This window comes from Pseudomonas sp. Tav-5-1A (assembly GCF_055755055.1).
In genome coordinates, this window is the sequence record NZ_CM146901.1 from 2,622,263 (window position 1) to 2,641,562 (window position 19,300).

At 67.1% G+C, this 19,300-nt stretch carries 14 protein-coding genes; 4 read left to right on the forward strand and 10 right to left on the reverse strand.

What is annotated here, in order from left to right:
• The first annotated feature begins 159 nt into the window (after positions 1–159).
• Complete coding sequence (locus tag AC0J42_RS12045; protein ID WP_473006299.1) at positions 160–1,104, forward strand: 2-hydroxyacid dehydrogenase; 945 nt, start codon at positions 160–162, stop codon at positions 1,102–1,104.
• Positions 1,105–1,125: 21 nt separating this feature from the next.
• Here AC0J42_RS12045 and AC0J42_RS12050 read toward each other — a convergent pair whose 3' ends face one another.
• From AC0J42_RS12050 to AC0J42_RS12070, 5 genes are all read right to left on the reverse strand, one after another.
• The gene (locus tag AC0J42_RS12050; protein WP_416423773.1) at positions 1,126–2,208 is read right to left on the reverse strand and encodes a M14 family metallopeptidase; all 1,083 of its coding nucleotides are present in this window, start codon (positions 2,206–2,208) and stop codon (positions 1,126–1,128) included.
• A gap of 101 nt (positions 2,209–2,309) precedes the next feature.
• Positions 2,310–3,560, reverse strand: a complete 1,251-nt coding sequence (locus tag AC0J42_RS12055; protein WP_473006300.1) for an MFS transporter — start codon at positions 3,558–3,560, stop codon at positions 2,310–2,312.
• Between the two features lie 200 nt (positions 3,561–3,760).
• Positions 3,761–4,678, reverse strand: coding sequence for a LysR family transcriptional regulator (locus AC0J42_RS12060; RefSeq protein WP_416423775.1), 918 nt, complete (start codon positions 4,676–4,678; stop codon positions 3,761–3,763).
• Between the two features lie 126 nt (positions 4,679–4,804).
• Entirely contained in the window at positions 4,805–6,157 is a 1,353-nt protein-coding gene (locus AC0J42_RS12065) for a DUF1329 domain-containing protein (RefSeq protein WP_416423776.1), read from the reverse strand.
• 16 nt (positions 6,158–6,173) lie between these two features.
• Positions 6,174–8,003 carry a DUF1302 domain-containing protein gene (locus AC0J42_RS12070; protein ID WP_416423777.1) on the reverse strand — a complete coding sequence of 610 codons (1,830 nt, stop codon included), beginning with the start codon at positions 8,001–8,003 and terminating at the stop codon, positions 6,174–6,176.
• A gap of 182 nt (positions 8,004–8,185) precedes the next feature.
• Here AC0J42_RS12070 and AC0J42_RS12075 point away from each other — a divergent pair, with 182 nt between their 5' ends.
• Both AC0J42_RS12075 and AC0J42_RS12080 read left to right on the forward strand, forming a co-directional pair.
• On the forward strand, positions 8,186–9,217 hold the full coding sequence (locus AC0J42_RS12075; RefSeq protein ID WP_473006301.1) for a WD40/YVTN/BNR-like repeat-containing protein: 1,032 nt from the start codon (positions 8,186–8,188) through the stop codon (positions 9,215–9,217).
• Positions 9,214–11,598, forward strand: a complete 2,385-nt coding sequence (locus AC0J42_RS12080) for an efflux RND transporter permease subunit (RefSeq protein ID WP_473006302.1) — start codon at positions 9,214–9,216, stop codon at positions 11,596–11,598. The genes AC0J42_RS12075 and AC0J42_RS12080 overlap by 4 nt, the downstream gene beginning before the upstream one ends.
• A gap of 96 nt (positions 11,599–11,694) precedes the next feature.
• Here the strand turns inward: AC0J42_RS12080 and AC0J42_RS12085 are convergent, their stop codons facing one another.
• Together AC0J42_RS12085 and AC0J42_RS12090 are read right to left on the reverse strand one after the other, a co-directional pair.
• The gene (locus tag AC0J42_RS12085; protein WP_473006303.1) at positions 11,695–12,783 is read right to left on the reverse strand and encodes a polyamine ABC transporter substrate-binding protein; all 1,089 of its coding nucleotides are present in this window, start codon (positions 12,781–12,783) and stop codon (positions 11,695–11,697) included.
• Between the two features lie 35 nt (positions 12,784–12,818).
• Positions 12,819–14,111, reverse strand: a complete 1,293-nt coding sequence (locus tag AC0J42_RS12090) for an NAD(P)/FAD-dependent oxidoreductase (protein ID WP_473006304.1) — start codon at positions 14,109–14,111, stop codon at positions 12,819–12,821.
• Positions 14,112–14,256: 145 nt separating this feature from the next.
• Between AC0J42_RS12090 and AC0J42_RS12095 the strand changes: the two genes are divergently transcribed.
• Positions 14,257–15,132, forward strand: a complete 876-nt coding sequence (locus tag AC0J42_RS12095; protein WP_473006305.1) for a LysR substrate-binding domain-containing protein — start codon at positions 14,257–14,259, stop codon at positions 15,130–15,132.
• Positions 15,133–15,175: 43 nt separating this feature from the next.
• On the opposite strand, the gene AC0J42_RS12100 is transcribed toward AC0J42_RS12095, so the two are convergent.
• The 3 genes from AC0J42_RS12100 to AC0J42_RS12110 form a co-directional block, all read right to left on the reverse strand.
• Positions 15,176–15,664 (reverse strand): winged helix-turn-helix domain-containing protein, encoded by a 489-nt coding sequence (locus AC0J42_RS12100; RefSeq protein ID WP_473006306.1) that lies wholly within the window; start codon positions 15,662–15,664, stop codon positions 15,176–15,178.
• Positions 15,665–15,758: 94 nt separating this feature from the next.
• Complete coding sequence (locus AC0J42_RS12105; protein ID WP_473006307.1) at positions 15,759–16,595, reverse strand: helix-turn-helix domain-containing protein; 837 nt, start codon at positions 16,593–16,595, stop codon at positions 15,759–15,761.
• A gap of 221 nt (positions 16,596–16,816) precedes the next feature.
• On the reverse strand, positions 16,817–19,273 hold the full coding sequence (locus AC0J42_RS12110) for a TonB-dependent siderophore receptor (RefSeq protein WP_473006308.1): 2,457 nt from the start codon (positions 19,271–19,273) through the stop codon (positions 16,817–16,819).
• Positions 19,274–19,300 lie beyond the last annotated feature (27 nt).

The following is a 19,300-nucleotide window of genomic DNA, read 5'->3' on the forward strand; positions in this document are numbered from 1 at the left end:
TGCTACAGGTGCTGCGCGCAATCCGTCGCCGCAGCCTGCGGCAGCGGCTACACCAAACCTCCGTAGCAGCGGCCGCAGGCCGCGTCCTTTGCGTACACTTCTGCTAAGTTGTACGATGACTTCACCCGCTTCGCACAACAACGACTTCCAGGAGCTCCCATGACCCAGCCCACCCCAGTCCTTATCGCAGGCCCCTTGCTGCCCAGCCTGCAAACAGCGGTAGACACCCACTTCGCCGCCACCCACTACTGGGAACTGGCCGACCAGCAGGCCTGGCTGCAGGCCAACGGCGCCAGCATCAAGGCCCTGGTCACCAGCGGCGTGTACGGCGCCAGCGCGGCGTTGTTGGGGCAGTTGCCCAACCTGGAGGCCATCTTCAGCTTCGGCGTGGGCTATGACGCCATTGCCGTGGACGTGGCTCGCGACCGCGGCATCGTGGTCACCAACACCCCGCAGGTGCTGGACGATTGCGTGGCGGACACGGCCATGGGCCTGATTCTCGACACCTTGCGCCGCTTCACCGAGGCCGACCGCTACGTGCGTGCCGGCAAGTGGCCCCAGGCGCGCTTCCCGGTGGCGGTGAAGGTCGGCGGCAAGAAGCTGGGCATCGTTGGCCTGGGCAACATCGGCCAGGCCATCGCCAGGCGGGCGGCGGCGTTCGACATGGAGATCCTGTACCACAACCGCAGCCCCAAGGCGGGGGTCGACTACCGCTACTTCGCCGAACTCGACGCGATGATCAGCGCCTGCGACGTGCTGGTGCTGGCAGTGCCGGGCGGCAAGGCCACCGACCGCCTGATCGACGGGCGGCGCCTGGCGTTGCTGGGCAGCAAGGGCTTCCTGATCAACATCGCCCGCGGTTCGGTGGTGGACCAGCCGGCGCTGATCCAGGCGCTGCAGCAGGGCACCATCGCCGGCGCCGGCCTGGATGTGTTCGAGGCCGAACCGCAGGTGCCCGAAAGCCTGTTGGCGATGGACAACGTGGTGCTGCTGCCCCACGTCGGCAGCGGCACCCAGGAAACCCGCCAGGCCATGGGCGACCTGGTGTGGAAGAACATCGAGGGCTGGTTCTACAACGGCAAGCGCCCGCTCACCCCGGTGTAACCCCTTTGCGGTTACGGGGCTTTATCGGGTGAGCAGGCCGTCCACCGTCTGCCGGCACACCTCGCGGGCCTGCTCCAGCACCCGGCGCTTCCACTCATCGGTCTCCACGTAGAACGCCTCGCGTATCTGCTGCTTGATACGCTGGCGTTGCTCGGCGCCGGTGCGCGGGTGGCGTTGCAGCCACTGTTCGGCGCGCAGCGCCTGCAGCACTTGCGGGCCGGGCTGGGTGCCGTATTCCAGGGTCAGGCCGTTGTACTGGGCCTGCGGGCATTCTTCCATCACGGCCAGGTCGAGGGTGCCGCGCAGGTGCGCCGAGGTGGAGCTGCCGTCGAAGCTGTTGGTCACCGCAGGGCCCCACCAGGCCTTGGCCCGGGCCAGGTCGTCGGCGCTGGCCGGGCCTTTGTAGATGCGTTCGCCCACGCCCATCGGGCCCAGCCCGGTGTGCAGGTCGATCCAGCCGATGCGCTGGCAGGCCTGGGCGTGTTCGCGCAGCACCTGGCGCACCCGCTGGTTGCTCCAGGTGGGCGCGGTGCCGCTGAAGAACAGCCCGTCGGGGTGGCTCGCCTGGCCGCTGGAGATGGCCGCTTGCAGTGCCTTGCGGCCCTTGCGCAGCACCTGCAGCATCAGCTTCAGTTCGTTGATGCGCGACGGCGGCCACTGCTCGGGCAGCAGCCGCTGGGCAATGGCGGCGTAGCCGGGGTTGGCCGGCTGGGGCTGGCTGAAATCGAGGAAGTTGCGGTTCAGGTCGACGTTTTCATGGGTCACCCGCCGCAGCCACGAAAACCCGTAGGGGTTGAGCGCGTGCAGGTACAGCACGGCCAGGTCCTGCTGTTCGGTCAGCGCCATCCAACTGTCGTCGTTCAACAGATCCAGCTGCACCGCCGAGCCACAAAAGCCCTCGATGCCATGGCAGCCGCTGCTGATCACCATCAGGTTGCGCGCGTCGGGCGCGCCCACCCGGCACACGTCCAAGGCCAGGGTTTCATTGTCACTGCCGGTGTGCGGGTGCACGTGCGACTGCACGGCGAGGCCGCGGCGCGCGCAGGCCAGCAGAAACTGTTGGCGCGCCTGGGCGTAGCTTGAAGCAAACACGGAAAGGTTCATGCGAGAGTCCTGGTAGGCAACGAACGGGAACGGCGCGCGCAGGCAGGCGCCGCGCGGGGCAGGCCCGCGCGCCGTGGGTCAAGCAATGGAAAACAGGGGGTTCAGCCGGCCCAGCGCGCCTGCAGGGCTTGGCGCGTGCGCGCCGGCGCGATGATCACCAGCCCCAGCGCCGCGCAGACCATGGCGGCCACGCCGATGCCGTGCAGCGCGGTCTCGAAGCCGCGGGCGATGTCACCGTCGAACAGCGTCACCAGCCGGCCCACGGCCCAGGGCGCGAACATGCCCGAGAGGGTCATGCTGCCCACGTGGATCGCCAGCATGGCGCCGCGCTGGCGCAGCGGCGAGATGTGCGAGGTGATGGTCATGCCGAAGGCGAACACGCCGTTAACCAGCACGCCGCCCAGCACGTAGCACGCCAGCTTCATGGCCAGCCCGGCGGTCAGCGTGCCCAGGGCGCAGAAGGCCAGGCCGCCGAGCATGCAACAGGCCATGGGCGGCAGCACCAGGCTGCGCTGCACGCTGGCGCCGTTCCTGAGCAGGCGTTGGGACAGCGCCGACAGCAGCAGGTTGATGACGATGATGCTCAAGGTGGCGGCAAACAGCACGTAGCCGGCCTGCATGCTGCCCAGGCCCAGGCCTTTCTGCAGGTACACCGCCGACCAGCTGAACGACAGCGCGTTGGGCAGGTAGGCCAGGAAGCACATCAGCGAGATCCACACGAAGGTGCGGTTGAGCAGCAGGTGCCGGTAGGGCACGGTCGGGCTCGCCGCCTGGGGTGCTGCGCCCTGGCTGCCTTCGGCGCCGAACAGCCACCAGGCCAGCATCCACGCCAGGCTCAGGCCTGCCAACAGCAGGTAGGCCGAGCGCCAGCCAAAATGGGCAATGCTGAAGGGCAGGGCGATAGCGCCCAGCAGGCCGCCCAGCATGATCGACACCTGCAGCAGCGACGCCGGCAGCACCTGCTTGTCGGCGGCGTACCACTTGAAGCTGGCGTGCTGGGTAACCGCCGTGCCCGGGCCACAACCGGCGCCCAGCAGCAGGCGGCTGGCGGTCAGCGCCGCCAGGCCATTGGCGAAGGTCACCAGCAGCTGCGCGCTGGTCCACACCAGCGCCATCAGGGCCAGAATCCAGCGGGTGGGAAAGCGGTTGGCGAGGAAGCCCACGGCGATGCCCGACAGCGAATACAGGAAGAAAAACGCGCTGCCGACGAAGCCGAACTGCTCGGCGCTCAGCTGCAGTTCATCGATGATCTGCGGGCCGGCGAAGGCGAAGATGGTCTTGTCCAGCACGCTGATGACCATCACGGCCATCAGCAGGCCGATCACCAGGGGGCGGCGCGGGGGCGCTCTCATGGGAAATCCTTGTGCGGTGGAGTTGCGATGGCCACAGCATGCCCCAGCCCCTTGCGCCTGGATAATCACCTCTGCACATGCGTATCAGGGTTGGTTATGACAACCGTAGCCGCTGCCGAAGGCTGCGCTGGCCGGTGTGAACACCGGAGATTTTCAGCGAGGCACAGGGCCAGCGCAGCCTTCGGCAGCGGCTACGGGTGTCAGGCCAGCTCCGGCGCCTTCACCGCATGCGGGCTCTTGTACACATAGATCAGCTCATCGGCCAGCGCCTTGGCCTCGCGCGTCATCAGCTCCTGGTCGCGGCACACTAGCGAGATGTTCATCGGCGGCACCGGCTCGGCGATCTTCAGCACCTGCAGGCCGTTGGTGAAATTCTGCGTGCGGTCAAGAATGCGCTGCGACCAGTAGCTGACCGCGTCGCTGGTGGCGGCCATCTCGGAAAACAGCACCACCGAGGCGCACTCGATGACGTTGTCGGGCCAGGCGATGGCGTGGTGCTCGAACATCATGTTCACCTTGGACTGCTCCATGGAGTCCTGCAGCAGCCAGTCCAGCTCGCGCAGTTCGGCCAGGCTGGTGGCGCCGGCACTGGGGTGGCCGGTGCGCACAGCCAGCACCGCGGGTTGTTCGAACAGCTCCACCCAATGGAAGCCATCGGTGCAGCGCGCGGCGGGCAGGGAGGTCAGGGCCATGTCCAGCAAACCCTCGCGCAGACCCTCCATCAGCTTGGAAGGGCGCAGCTCGTGGATCTGGATGTGCACCTTTGGGTAACGTTTGCGGTAACGGTTGAGGCTGTTGACGAACTGCGGCCCCGGCGTCACCGGTGACACGCCGATGGACAGCTTGCCGTCCATCACGCCCTTGAGCGTCTCGATTTCCTCGCGTGCGCGGCGCACTTCCTCGAGGATCAGGCGTGCGCGGCGCACCAGCCGTTCACCGTACTCGGTGGCGGTGATGCCGCGGTTGGAGCGGATCAGCAGGGGCACGCCCAGCTCCGCTTCCAGTTCCTTGATGCCCTTGGACAGGGCCGGCTGGGAGATATGCAGCAGGCGCGAGGCCTCCTGGATACTGCCGCTTTCACAGATGGAGACCATGGCCCGCAGTTGATGCAACTTCATGAGCACTCGCCGAACTTCAGGATGTTCATGAATTCAAAGCAAAATTCGGGCCTATGAGGCGGCCTGGCGGCCGCTGCTACGGGATTCGCGAACACCGTAGCAGCGGCCGCCAGGCCGCGTCCGCTTTTAGCGAATGCCGGTCACCCGCAACGCCGACGGGGTGAAGTCCTTGCGGCTCATGGGTACGTTGAAGGTGTAGCCGTTCTTCTCCTCGTTGTGCAGCGAGTTCACCGCGTAGCGCCCTGACAGCAGGTCGTAGTGCACCTCGGCGGCGAATGACGGCGCCTTGACGTTGTAGAAGAAGCTCGCATGGCCCTCCGACACCCGCCACAGCGCGCCGTGGCCGTCGTAGGCCTCGGTCTCGGCGCCTTGCCAGCTGTCTTCGTCGATGTAGATATCACGCCGCGAATAGATATGCCGCTCGCCCGGCTTCAGCGTCGCGGTCAGGTGCCACACCCGGTGCAGCTCGTAGCGGGTCAGGTCCTGGTTGATATGGCCGGCCTTGACGATGTCGGTGTACTTGAGCGTCGGCGCTTCCAGGCGGTAGCTGTTGTAGGGAATGTACAGCTCCTGCTTGCCCACCAGCTTCCAGTCGAAGCGGTCCGGGGCGCCGTTGAACAGGTCGAAGTCGTCGTAGGTGCGCAGGCCTTCGGCGGCCGGGCTGTCATAGGCCACCTGCGGCGCGCGGCGCACCCGGCGCTGGCCGGCGTTGTACATCCAGGCCTCGCGCGGCTCCTTCACCTGGTCCACGGTCTCGTGCACCAGCAGCACGCCACCGACCATGCGCGCCGGGGCCAGGAACTCCTCGCGGTAGAAGCTGAGGATATTCGCCTGCTCCTGCGGGTCGTAGTCGCTCAGGCCGGTGGGGAAGGCCAGCTCCTGCTTGAGCACGGTGGGGGTGAAGTCGCCGTTGGCCTGGGGCGAGGCCTGCATGACGATGCGTTTCATGGTGTCGCCACGGTAGCGGCCGATCAGGTTCCAGATCACCTCCAGGCCGTCCTTGGGAAGCGGGAAGGGCACCGCGCCGGGGTGGTAGTGTTCCAGGCCGTTGCCGCCGGCCACCAGCTGCGTGTCGGTGGCGTTCTGGCGGGTGGCGGCCAGGCTCTTGTCGGGCAGGCTCACCGTGCGGTGGCTGGGGTACACGGGAATGCGGTAGCTGTCGGGGTAGCGGGCGAACAGCGCCAGCTGGCCCGGGGTGAGCTTGTCCTTGTACTGCGCGGCGTTGGCCTGGGTGATCACGAACAGCGGCTTTTCGCTGGCGAACGGGTCGGCCAGGAAGCCGTCGGCGTCGACCTTGCCGGCGTTCACCGGCAGGCCGCCGGTCCAGGCCGGGATGCTGCCGTCGGCGTTGCCGGCCTTCTGCGCGCCCACCGGGGTGAGGTCGGCGCCCAGGCGCGCGGCCTGGTCGGCGGTCACCGCGGCGTGCACGTGGGACGCCAGCAGGCACAGGCTCAGGGTAAACAGGTGCAAGTGTTTCATCGGGTACCTCGCAGGATCAGAAGCTGACGCCGACGCTCAAGGCGACGAAGTCACGGTCAGTGTTGGTGTTGTAATCGCCGCCGAAGAAGTTGGTGTAGCTGAGGCTGGCGGTGTATTTGGTCAGGTAGTCGGCATCCACGCCCACGCTGATGGCCTTGCTGCCCTCGGTGAAGGTCGGGCCGTTGCCGCGCACGTCGTGTGAGAAGGTGACGTTGGGCTTGAGGTTGACCCCGGCGAACACGTCGCTGTATTCCTCCACCGCGCGCAGGCGGTAGCCCCAGGAGATCGGCGTGTAGTAGCCCTTGCTGTTGCACTGGCCGGGGTTGGAGCTGTTCAGCGCCTGGCAGATGGCGTTGCCCGACAGCCCGCCCAGCAGCAGGGCGGTGCCGGCGTCGGCCAGCGCGCCGTTGCCGTAGACGCTGCTGCGGCCAAAGCGCAGGTCCGAGCCGTCGGTGGCGCCCAGGCCGCTGATGTAGCCCATGCCCACTTCGCCCACCAGGCTCAGGCGGTCGCCGCCCAGCACGTGGTCGAAGGTGCGCACCGCGGTGGTCTGCGCCTGGGTGTAGGGCATGCGCTTGTAGCCCTGGATGGTCGAGCCGTAGGTCGAGCTGGCCCAGCCGCTGCTGAAAATCGGCAGGCCGGCGTTGACCAGCGGGCTGGTGGCGGCCGAGCCCAGCACGGCGGCGTTGGAGACGTCGCTGGCGTTGAGCGACATGGGCATGTTCGGCCGGTAGCTGATCTCGCCCGACAGCGCCGTGGCGCCAACGTTGGTGGCGAAGCTCAGGCCGTACAGGTGGATGTCCTCGGGGTAGGTGAGGTAGTAGGTGGCGGTGCTCACGCCGCCCTTGCCACTCAGCCCGCCCACCGGGTCGGCCAGCGCGCCCTTGCCCACAGTCCAGTTGAACTCCGGGTTGCGCGCGTGATAGTTGAGGGCGTAGAAGCCGAACTCGGTGTCGTTGAGCTGCGGCACGGTCCAGTGCAGCGACACGCCGAACTGCCCGCTGTTGCGCGCGTCGTCGTCACTGCCGCGCGGCACGTAGCCGTAGTTGCTGGCCGTGCGGTCGAAGTCGCTACCGTTGATGGTCATGCCCTGGGTGCAGCCCTTGGCGGCCACGTCGCTGCCGAAGAAGGTGCCGCAGTTGTCCAGCTCGGTCTTCTGCCAGGTCAGCTGGTAGAAGGCTTCCACCGACAGGTTGTCGCTCAGGCCTTGGCTGACGTACAGCATGTTCACCGGGATCAGCCCCTCCTTGACCTCGGAGCCGGGGCGCCGCAGGGCCGAGACGTCCACCGGGTTAATGGCGTTGATGGAGTTGCCGATGAAGGTGCTCTCGCCCCAGCTGACCACCTGCTTGCCGGCACGCACGCTGCCCGGCAGGTCGGCGATGCTGTAGTTGTGGTAGACGAAGGCGTCGAGAATCTCCGCGCCCTGGCCCTTGGCGGCTTCGTCGCGGCCGCTGTCGTCAATGTCGTAGAGGTGCGTGTTGCCGTGCTCCACGGCGTAGTCGTACCAGTACTTGGCGCGGATGAACACGCCGCTGTCCTGGTACTTGAGCTGCAGGTCGTGCACGCCCTTGAAGATCTCCGAAAACGCCTGGCCCTTCTTGAAGTTCAGGCGCCCGTCGTCGCTGGTGCGGGTGGCGGCGTGGCCGCCGTTGGCGGTGCCGATGAACTGCTTGTCCGGGTTGGCGGTGCCGAAGCTGGCGCCGATGGACAACGTCGAGTCCAGGTGGCCCTCGATGTCGCCGATGCTGAAATCTGCCGCCATGGCCGGTGCGGCGCCGGCAAGGGCCACGGCCATTGCCAGGGTGTGGGGATACAGTGTCCCCAAGGTTTTTATCGTGTTCACGCTGCTCTCCCCCAAAACCTGCATGGCTAAGACGCGGGGTCAGTTGCCCCGCTGGCTGCTGGTGATATCCCCTGTGCTCCAGGTCTGCCGCATGGTAGGGAGCGCGCCGGGTTCTGCCTTCCAGCAAATTCTTATGCCTATAGCCAAAGGTGAAGTGCGTGGGCCTGGGGCGGCTCCCTAGAATGGCCCCGGGCCGCGCCCTGGGGGCGGCGGCGACAGTCATGGGAGCGAGTGCGGTGGCGAGGCAGCGGTTGAGGGTGGGCAAGGGGGGCGCCTGGTGGCTGGCGCTGGTGATGGCCGGGGCCGTGCAGGCCGGCGAACTGCCACGGGCGGCGTCGGGGTTGTTGACCGACGTCGCCAGTGTCGGCACGCGGCAGGTGGCGGTGGGCGAGCGCGGCCATGTGCTGCTGTCCGATGACCAGGGCCGCAGCTGGCGCCAGGCGAGCGTGCCGAGCCAGCAACTGCTGACGGCGGTGTACTTCGTCGATACCCAGCACGGCTGGGCGGTGGGGCACGACGCGCAGATCCTCGCCACGGCCGACGGCGGCGCCACCTGGGCCCTGCAGTTCCAGGACCCGGCGCGGCAGGCACCGTTGCTGGGGGTGTGGTTCGAGAACGTCAGCCACGGTTTCGCCGTGGGCGCCTACGGTGCGCTGCTGGTGACCGAGGACGGCGGCAGCCACTGGCAGGACGCCAGCGCACGGCTGGACAACCCCGACCAGCTGCACCTCAACGCCATTGCCGCGGTGAAGGACGCGGGCCTGGTGATCGTCGGCGAGCAGGGCCTGCTGTTCCGTTCCGCGGACGGCGGTGCCAGCTGGCAGCGCCTGCAAGGCCCCTACGAGGGAACGCTGTTCGGCGCCGTCGCCACCGCCCAGGCCCGCACCTTGCTGGTGTTCGGCCTGCGCGGCCATGTGTTCCGTTCCACCGACTTCGGTGACAGCTGGCAAGCCATCGCCGTGCAGGGCGAACGCGGGCCGCTGGACGCCGGCCTGGCCAACGCCCGGCTGCTGAACGACGGCACGCTGGTGCTGGTGGGCGAGGGCGGCACGGTGCTGCGCAGCGTCGACGACGGCCAGCGCTTCAGCCGCGTCACCCGCCCGGACCGCCAGGCCCTTGCGGCTGTGGCAGCCGCCGGCGACGGCCTGCTGCTGGTAGGCGAAAACGGTGCGCATCGCGCGACCATCAACGGCATCGAGGCCGTGCAACCATGAGCATTCAGCAACGCTTCCCGGCACCCCAGGGCACCCTGCTGGAACGCCTGATCTTCAACAACCGCCCCGCGGTCATCATCCTCTGCCTGCTGGCCAGCCTCTTCCTGTTCTGGCAAGCCACACAGATCCGTCCCTCCACCAGCTTCGAGAAGATGATCCCGCTCAAGCATCCGTTTATCCAGCGCATGCTCGAGCACCGCAACGACCTGGCCAACCTGGGCAACACCGTGCGTATCTCGGTGGAGGCGGTGAACGGCGATATTTTCAACAAGGACTACATGGAGACCCTGCGGCAGATCAACGACGAGGCGTTCTACATTCCCGGCGTCGACCGCTCGGGCATGAAGTCGCTGTGGAGCCCCAGCGTGCGCTGGACCGAGGTCACCGAGGAGGGCTTTGCCGGCGGCGAGGTGATTCCGCAGAGCTACAACGGCTCGGCCGACAGCCTCGAATTGCTGCGCAGCAACATCCTCAAGTCCGGCCAGGTGGGGCGGTTGGTGGCCAACGACTTCAAGTCGAGCATCGTCGAGATCCCGCTGCTGGAGTCCTACCCCGACCCCAGCGACCAGGGCAAGCTGCTGAGCCTGGACTACCAAAAGTTTTCCCACAGCCTTGAGGAAAAGATCCGCGACAAGTTCCAGGCGCAGAACCCCAACGTCAAGGTGCACATCGTCGGCTTCGCCAAGAAGGTCGGCGACCTGATCGACGGGCTGATCATGGTGGTGATGTTCTTCGGCGTCGCCTTCGTCATCACCCTGGTGCTGCTGTATTTCTTCACCAACTGCCTGCGCAGCACCATCGCCGTGCTCAGCACCACGCTGGTGGCGGTGGTATGGCAGCTTGGCCTGATGCACGCCTTCGGCTTCGGCCTGGACCCGTATTCGATGCTGGTGCCGTTCCTGATCTTCGCCATCGGCATCTCCCACGGCGTGCAGAAAATCAACGGCATCGCCCTGCAGTCCAGTGACGCCGACAACGCCCTGACCGCGGCGCGGCGTACCTTCCGCCAGCTGTTTTTGCCGGGCATGATCGCCATTCTGGCCGATGCCGTGGGTTTCATCACCCTGCTGATCATCGACATCGGCGTGATTCGCGAGCTGGCCATCGGCGCCTCGATTGGCGTGGCGGTGATCGTGTTCACCAACCTGATCCTGCTGCCGGTGGCGATTTCCTACGTGGGCATCAGCAAACGCGCCATTGAGCGCAGCAAGAAGGACGCGGTACGCGAGCACCCGTTCTGGCGCGCGCTGTCGAACTTTGCAAGCCCGAAAGTGGCGCCGGTGTCGGTCGCGCTGGCGTTGATCGCCCTGGGTGGCGGCCTGTGGTACGGCCACAACCTGAAGATCGGCGACCTCGACCAGGGCGCCCCGGAGCTGCGCCCCGACTCGCGCTACAACCAGGACAACCAGTTCATCATCGACCACTACGCCACCAGCTCCGACGTGCTGGTGGTGATGGTGCAGACCGCCGCCGAAGGCTGCTCGCGCTACGAGACCATGCAGCCGATGGACGAGCTGATGTGGCAGCTGGACAACACCGCCGGGGTGCAGTCGACGGTGTCGCTGGTCACCGTGAGCAAGCAGGTGATCAAGGGCATGAACGAGGGTAACCTGAAGTGGGAAAGCCTGTCGCGCAACCCCGAGGTGCTCAACAGCTCGGTGGCCCGCGCCGATGGCCTGTACAACGGCAATTGCTCGCTGGCGCCGCTGCTGGTGTTCCTCAACGACCACAAGGCCGAGACCCTCGACCGCGCTGTGGCGGTAATCAAGCAGTTCGCCGCCAGCCATGACAGCGACGGCCTGCAGTTCCAGCTGGCGGCGGGTAACGCCGGCATCGAGGCGGCCACCAACGAGGTGATCAAGCAGGCCGAGCTGACTATCCTGATCCTGGTGTATATCTGCGTGGCGGTGATGTGCCTGATCACCTTCCGCTCGTTCGCCGCCACGCTGTGCATCGTGCTGCCACTGGTGCTGACCTCGGTGCTGGGCAACGCGCTGATGGCGTTCATGGGCATCGGCGTCAAGGTCGCGACCCTGCCGGTGGTGGCGCTGGGCGTGGGCATCGGCGTGGACTACGGCATCTACATCTACAGCCGCCTGGAGAGCTTCCTGCGCGCGGGCCTGCCGCTGCAGGAAGCCTATTACCAGACGCTGAAATCCACCGGCAAGGCGGTGCTGTTCACCGGCCTGTGCCTGGCGATCGGCGTGTGCACCTGGATCTTCTCGGCCATCAAGTTCCAGGCCGACATGGGCCTGATGCTGACGTTCATGTTGCTGTGGAACATGTTTGGTGCGCTGTGGCTGTTGCCGGCGCTGGCGCGGTTCCTGATCAAGCCGGAGAAGATGGCGGGCAAGGCGGGGGGGTCGATATTCGCGCACTGACGCGGCCTGCGGCGGATGGCCGCCCCGCAGCTGCTACACGGCACCTCGCGTAGCAGCTGCCGCAGGCTGCGTCCGGGCGTTACGCGGACGACGGGGTCAGGTGTTGGTCTTGAGCTTGGTCCACAGCCGGGTGGTAAGGCGGGCGATGGCCGGCGGCAGGTCCTCGACGATGAACACCCGGTCCAGCACGTCCTTGGGCGGGTAGATAGCCGGGTCGTTCTTCACCGCAGGCGTCAGGTAGGCCTCGGCGCCGCTGTTGGGGTTGGCGTAGTGGATGCTGTTGCTGATGTTGGCAATTACCTGGGGTGTGAGCAGGTAGTTCATGTAGGCGTAGGCGTTCTTTTCGTGGGGCGCGGCCTTGGGCATCACCACCATGTCCATCCACAGGGTCGAGCCCTCTTTCGGAATCGAATAGGCGATGTTGATGCCGTTGTGGGCTTCCTTGGCGCTGGCGGCGGCCTGGACGATGTCGCCGTTGAAGCCGATCACCGCGCAGATGTTGCCGTTGGCCAGGTCGCTGACGTACTTGGAGGCGTGGAAGTATTGGATGTACGGGCGAATCTTCAGCAGCGCCGCCTCGGCCTGCTGGTAGTCGGCGGGCTCATGGCTGTGATGCGGCAGGCCCAGGTAGTTGAGGGTGATGGGCAGCACCTGGGTGGGGTTGTCGATGATCGCCACGCCGCACTGGCTGAGCTTCTTGATGTTGGCTTCGTCGAAGAACAGGCTCCACGACTGGGTGACGTCGGTGTTGCCGAAGATCGCCTTGATCTTCTCGACGTTGTAGCCGATGCCGGCGGTGCCCCACATGTAGGGGAAGCCGTACTGGTTGCCGGGGTCGTTGGTCTCCAGTTTCTTCATCAGCACCGGGTCCAGGTGTTGCCAGTTGGGCAGCTGGCTCTTGTCCAGCTTCTGGATGGCGCCGGCCTTGATCAGCCGCGAGAGGAAGTGGTTGGACGGGCTGACCACGTCGTAGCCGGAGTTGCCGGTCATCAGTTTCGACTCCAGCACCTCGTTGCTGTCGTGCAGGTCGTAGGTGGCCTTGATGCCGGTGGCCTGGGTGAAGTTCACCAGGGTGTCGTCGGCGATGTAGCCGTTCCAGTTGGAGATGCTCACCTGCTCGTCGGCGTGGGCGGCCAAGGCGAAGGTGGACAGCAGGGTGGCGGTGCAAAGCGTGAGTGCGCGCATGTTCCAGGACCTGTCGGGGTTGAGGTTATTGTTGTTCAGATTTCGCTGCGGGCGCGCACGGTTTCCACGCGCATGCGCAGCCAGGCGCCGATGTCCAGCAGCGGCTTGGGCGGCAGCCAGCCGGGGCGGGCGCGCTCGAGCACGGCGTCCAGCAGTGGCGAGCGCTGGTCGCTGGCCAGTTCCGCCAGCAGCTGGCCCCACAGGGTGCCACGGGCCACGCCCGAGCCGTTGCAGCCGGCCACCGCGTACAGGCCGCGTTCCACCTCGGCGAAGTACGGCTGGCCCGAGCGCGAGGCGCTGAGGTGGCCGGTCCAGGTGTAGCGAATGTCCTCGGCCGTCAGCCACGGGAAGCGCCGTTGCAGGCCTTGCAAGTGGTGCTGGCGGCGCTGCAGCAGCTGCGCGTCGGAGAGGTCGGTGCCGCGGTATTCGGCGGTGTTGCGGATCATCACCCGGCGGTCCGGGGTCAGCCGCACGGTGGCGCCCAGCGGGCGGGTGGACAGCACGCCCCAGGGCGTGACGTCGCCTAGTTCCTGCTCGCTCAGGGGGCGGGTGAGGCTGGCGCTGAGTTCCATGGGGAAGGTGGCGCTGGCGGCCAGGCCGCTGCGGGCGATGAAGGCGTTCAGGCACACCAGCACCCGTGGCGCCGTGACGCTGCCGTGTGCGGCAACCGCACGTAACCCACCCTTGGCCAGTCGCTCGAGGCCGGTAACCGCGGTGTGTTCGTACACCGTGACCGAGGCGGGCAGGGTGTCGAGCAGGCCGCGCACGTATTTCGCCGGCTGCAGCAGGGCATTGCCGCCCGCGCACTCGATGGCCGCCTGGTAATGGCCGGTGCCCAGGCGCTGCTGCAACGCCGCGCCTTGCAGGAAGCGGGCTTGGGCACCCACGGCGCGCAGGGTGGCCAGGGTGGCGTCGATGTCGGTGAGCTTGGCCGGGTCGTTGACCGCGAACAGGTAGCCGTCGTCGCGGAACTCGCAGTCGATCGCCAGCCGCGCCAGGCGCTGGCGCAGTGCATCGTTGGCCGCGCGGGAGATGGCGGTGTCGGCCTGGTAGCCGGCGAACCCCGGCTGGCCGATCAGCTCAAGGGCCCCGGGGTGCTCGTGGGCCACGGCGAAGCCGGAATTGCGTGCCGAGGCGCCTTGGGCGGCGCGTTGCCGGTCGAGCACGACGATGCGCGCCTGGGGGTGCGCTTCGGCCAGCGCATGGGCGGCGCTGAGGCCGGTGATGCCGGCGCCGATGATCAGGAAGTCGGCCTGCTGGTTGCCGTGCAGGCGGGCCCGCGGGGCGGCAGTGCCTGCCAGCGCTATCCAGCCACAGTGATTGTTCATGGTTTGCCTCGATAAGGTGCGGGCCCCGGCCACGCATGCGAAATAGGCATGATGGCTTTCGGTGGTTGGCCGTCGTGGCTACAATTTATGAGGTGGCGCGGGCTGCGGCCAACGTTAAATTCGCATTCGTCTATTCGGAAAACGCATGGATAACAATCGGCATGTGCCGTCGCTGCAAGGCCTGCAAGCGCTGGTGGAAGTGGCGGACAGCGGCAGCTTCACCCTGGCCGCCAACGCCCTGTGCCTGACCCAGAGCGCGGTGAGCCGCAAGGTGCAGCAGCTGGAAAGCCATTTCGGCGTGCCGCTGCTGTTGCGCAACAGCCGTGGGCTGCAGGTGACGCCGGAGGGCGAGCAGGTGCTGGCCAGCGCGCGGCAGATCCTGGCGCAGTTGAAGGCGCTGCATGAACGCCTGGCACCGCAGAAGCGGCCGTTTCGGATTCGCATGCACGTGTCGCTGGCGGTGCGCTGGCTGCTGCCCAAGCTCAGCGATTTCTACCTGCGCCACCCCGAGGTAGCGCTGGCCATCGAAACCGTGGCCACCGAGGTGGTGGAGCCGTCCAGCGACAGCGATGCGTTCATTCTGTACCTGCCACAGGCGCCCGCCGACCCGGCCTGCCTGACCCTGTTCGAGGAAGCGCTGATACCGGTGTGCGCGCCGGGGCTGGGGCCGTTGTCAGGGCTGGACGACCTGCTGCGCTTCCCCCTGCTGCACCGCTCGGCCGATCGCCAGGCCTGGCGCGACTGGCTGGCGGCCCACGGCAAACGGCCGCTGGCCGACTACCGGCACATTCCCTTCAACCTCGACGAACTGGCGCTGGACGCCGCTGCCCGGGGCCTGGGCGTGGCCGTCACCGACCAGACCCTGGCCCAGGAGTCCCTGGACCGCGGGGTGTTGGTGGTGCCGTTCGGCCCGGCGCTGCGCACCGGCGGCGTCTACGCCCTGTGCCCGCAGCCCGCGGCCGCCAGCCACCCGGCCTGCGCGCAGGTGATGCAATGGTTCCAGGCCCAGGCCAGCCAGTAGCAGCTGCCGCAGGCGGCGTCCGGCCCCAACGCGGCCGGTGTAATTATTCAGGGTGCAGGTGCTCTGGCAGGTCGATCTGGAAGCGCACGTTGTGCGCCTCGAACTCCGGCACCTTGCTCAACAACGCCCCCAGGAAGGCGCGGATCGCCTCCTTGCCGCGCACGCGGCTGACCAGGCCCACCGACTCCACATACTCGATTTCCAGCACGCCGCGGTCAGTGGTGAGCGCTGCGCAGCCGGGCACCGGCCTGATGTGCAGGCGGTAGCCCTTGCCGGGCAGGGTCTGCAGGGTGGTGCGGTCCAGCTTCAGCTGGCGGCGCAGGGCATTGACCTGCACGGCGAGGTTGTTTTCCTCGACACACAGGTCGGGCCAGGCGGCGTCCAGCAGCGCCTGTTTGCTGACCAGCTGGTTGGGGCTGGCGATCAGCGTTTCCAGCACATCGAAGGCGCGGCTGCCCAGGGCCACCGGCATGCCCGCCACAAAGGCCTCACGCCGCTCGATGCAGACAGTTGCTTCACCCACGCGAATCATGGTCGTTCCCCGGAATTCGTTGCCCGCCGCCAGTGTGCCCAAGGCCGGGCGCCGGCATGCGCCCGATCGGGCCATGGGCGCGCCCGTTTGGGCCTCAGCCGGGGCGGCGCAGCTCGCTGGGTGCCACGCCCAGCAAACGCTGGAACAGCCGGGCCAGGTAGGAGGGCGACTGCAGCCCCACCGCCAGGCTGACGTCGAGGATCGACAGCGAGGTGCCCGATAGCAGCCGGGCGGCGCTTTCCACCCGCGCACGATTGATGAACTCCACCAGGGTCTGCTCGCTGACGGCCTTGAAGATGCGGGTCAACTGGCGCCGGGACAGGTGAAACTCATGGCCGATGGCGTCCACCGACAGGTCCCGGTCGAGGTTTTCCCGCACGTAGCGCTGGATGTCCTGCACCAGCAGGGCCTGTTGCTGGTGGTCGCGGGGCCGGGCGTGCGCCGGCTGGCTGGCGATGAGCCGGGCGCACTCGGTGAACAGCAGTTGGTTGAGGTGCGGCAACTGCTGCGCGAAGGCCTGGGGCGACGTGCCGTGCTGCAGTTGGTCGTGCAGGCGCAGGATATTCTCCAGCGCCGGGCTGGCCGGCCACACCCCGGAGCGGTCAAGCTGCCGGGCGAAGCCGCGGTAGCCGCAGGCCTGGCCCTGGTGCCGCACGTAGCCGGGGTCGACGTACAGCGTCATGTGTTTCTCCCGGCCCGGCGCCGCCTGGGTGGCGTGGGCGAAGCCGGCGGGCACGAAGGAGAACGACTGGCTCGACAGGTAGGCCTGCGGGTTGCTTTCGGTGGCCAGCAGCAGGCCGCCCAGGCGCGGCAACAGCAGCATGTCACCGTCATGGGCGTGCCAGTCGACGGTGTAGCCGCTGGTGTCGCTGGTCTCCAGGCAGAACACCCCGGTGGACGCGCCGCCAAGCTTGGGTGACAGGTAGGCCATGAAGCTGACTCCGTGTATGCGCAGGCCGCCGCAGTGTAAACCACAACACCCCACCCGCGTAGCAGCTGCCGCAGGCGGCGTCCGAGGACGCCGCGCTGTACCTGACAAAACCCGGCGTCCATGACGCGGCCTGTGGCCGCTGCTACGCAAAATCCGGCGTCCGTGACGCAACACCCCACCCGCGTAGCAGCTGCCGCAGGCTGCGTCCGGGGGCACTGCGGTCAAAAGTCCCAGCGGGTGGTCACCATCAGGTTGCGCGGTTCACCGTACACGGCCGAGTTATAGAAGCCGATGTTGGTGTAGTAGTACTTGTCGAACAGGTTGTTGAGGTTCACCGTGGCCGACAACTGCGGGGTGATCTGGTATTTGGTCATCAGGTCCGCCACCCAATAGGCCTTCTGCTCGAAGGTTTCATACTCGTCATGGGGCGAGTTCCAGATCGCCTGCCAGGCCCGGCTCTGCCAGCGGCCGCCACCGCCCACGGTCCATTGGCTGAGTGCACCCGGCAGGTTGTAGGTGGTGTACAGGGTGAGCTGGTTCTCGGGCTCGAAGGTGGAGATTTTCTCGTTGCCGTCGTCGCGCACTACCTTGTGGGTGAAGCCGGCCTGCAGCTGCCAGCCCTTGGCCAGTTGCCCGGACACCTCTGCCTCGAAGCCCTTGGTCTGCGCGTCGGTGCCCTTGAAGGCGTAGTTGGGCGGCGTCGGGCTCTGGTTGTTGTAGGCGTCGTCCGAGACCGGGCGGTTGCTTTCCTTCACCTGGAAATACGCCAGGCTGGCGTTCAGGCGGCCGTCGAAGAATTCGCCCTTGATGCCGGTCTCGTAGTTCTCGCCTTCGTCGGGGTCGAGCAGCTTGCCGTTGCGGTCGAGGTTGTAATAGTCCTGCGGGATGAAGATGTCGGTGTAGCTGGCGTACACCGAGAACTGCTTCGTCAGGTCGTAGACGGCGCCCGCATATGGGATGACCCGGCCACTCTCGCGGTAGGTGTCGGTGGTGCCGGTGAGGGTGTAGTTCACCAGCCGCCCGCCAAGGATGAAATGCAGGTCGTCGGTGACCGCCAGGCGCGTGGCCAGGTACACCCCGGTCTGGCGAATCACGTCGTCATTCACCTGCTGCGCCGTGCCCCAGTAGGGTTTGTCGACGTTGCCGTGCCAATTGTAGAAGTCCAGCTGGTTGCCGCTGGGGAAGGTCACTTCCCAGTAGCCCTTGCCATCCCAGTCGGCCTTGCTGATGGAGCCGCCCAGCACCACCTCGTGCTCGCGGCCGAACAGGTTGAAGGGGCCGCTGACATAGGCATCGGCGGCGTCGCTGGTGGTGTCGCCGCGGTAGCGCTGGGCGGTGATGCGGGCGGTGCCGTCAGCGGCCGGGGTGTTGCCCTGGATAGTGCCCATCTGCGCGTCGTAGCCGTTGAGCTTGTGGTCCAGCTGCAGCTTGCTCACCCAGCCATCGCCCAGCTGATGTTCGACGGTGGCGAACAGCGTGCGCGTGTACTGGCGCCAGCTGCTCCAGTCGGCGGCGTTGCTGAACGAGCGCTTGACGCTGTTGCGCTCGCCCTGGGCGTTGATCAACGGGAAGCTGCCCGACCAGGTGGAACCGCGCGGGGTGTTGTCCTGGTAGTCGCCGCCCACGGTCAGCAGGGTGTCGGGCGACAGGTCGAATTCGAGGATACCGTAGTACACCTCGGCCTTGCTGCTGTAGCGGTCCATGAACGACTGCTTGTCCTGGAAGGCGGCGACGGCGCGGCCCCGGACGTTGCCGGTGGGGGTGAGCGGGCCACTGACGTCGACCTCGCTGCGGTAATTGTCCCACGAGCCGGCGCCCAGGCTCACGTGGCCCTGGAAGTCGGCGGTGGGTTTCTTGCGGATCAGGTTGATGGTCCCGCCCAGCGAGCCGGCGCCCACCAGCAGGCCGGGCGAGCCCTTGAGCACTTCGATGCGGTCGTAGATGGCCATGTCGCTGAGGGTGTTGCCTGCCGAATAGCCGACGTTGCGCACCGCCGAGGGGATGCCGTCGTACTGGAAATTGTTGATGGAGAAACCGCGGACGTAGTAGTTCGAGCGGTCGCTGTCGTACGCCGACACGGTGATGCCGGGTGTGTGGCGCATCACGTCGTCGACGTTGTCCAGGGCGAAGTCGTCCATGTGCTGGCGCGTCACCACCGTCACCGACTGCGGGGTCTGCCGGGGGCTGAGCACCAGGCGGGTGGCAGTGCCGAGCAGGCCCGGGGTGTAGGAGCCGGTGCCCTCGGTGATGTTGCCCAGCTGGTTGCTGGTGATTTCGGTGGGCGCCAGGTCCAGCGCGGTGCTGGCCGGTGCCGCCGGCACCAGCACGAAGCCGTCGGGCTGCTTCACCACGTCCAGGCTGCTGGCGGCCAGCAACTGCTGCAGCGCCTGGTCGGCGGTGAAGCGCCCGTGCAGGCCGGCGCTGCGCTTGCCGGCCAGCAGCTGTGGGTCAACGATGATGTTGACGCCCAGGCTACGGCTCAGTTGGGTCAGGGCACTGTCCAGGCTGCCGGCCTGGATGTCGATCTGCAGCGGGTCGGCGGCCTGGGCCAGGGGCGCGCAGAGGCTGCCGCACAGCAGGGCGCGGCGCAGCGTCTGGTTGAGGAGGCGGGGGCGAAGCGAAAGGGTGGCGCGCTGGGTCACGTCGGGAATCTCGAAGGGAAGGAATGGGGCGTTCATGTAGCTATGCCGTCCCAGTCGCCAAAC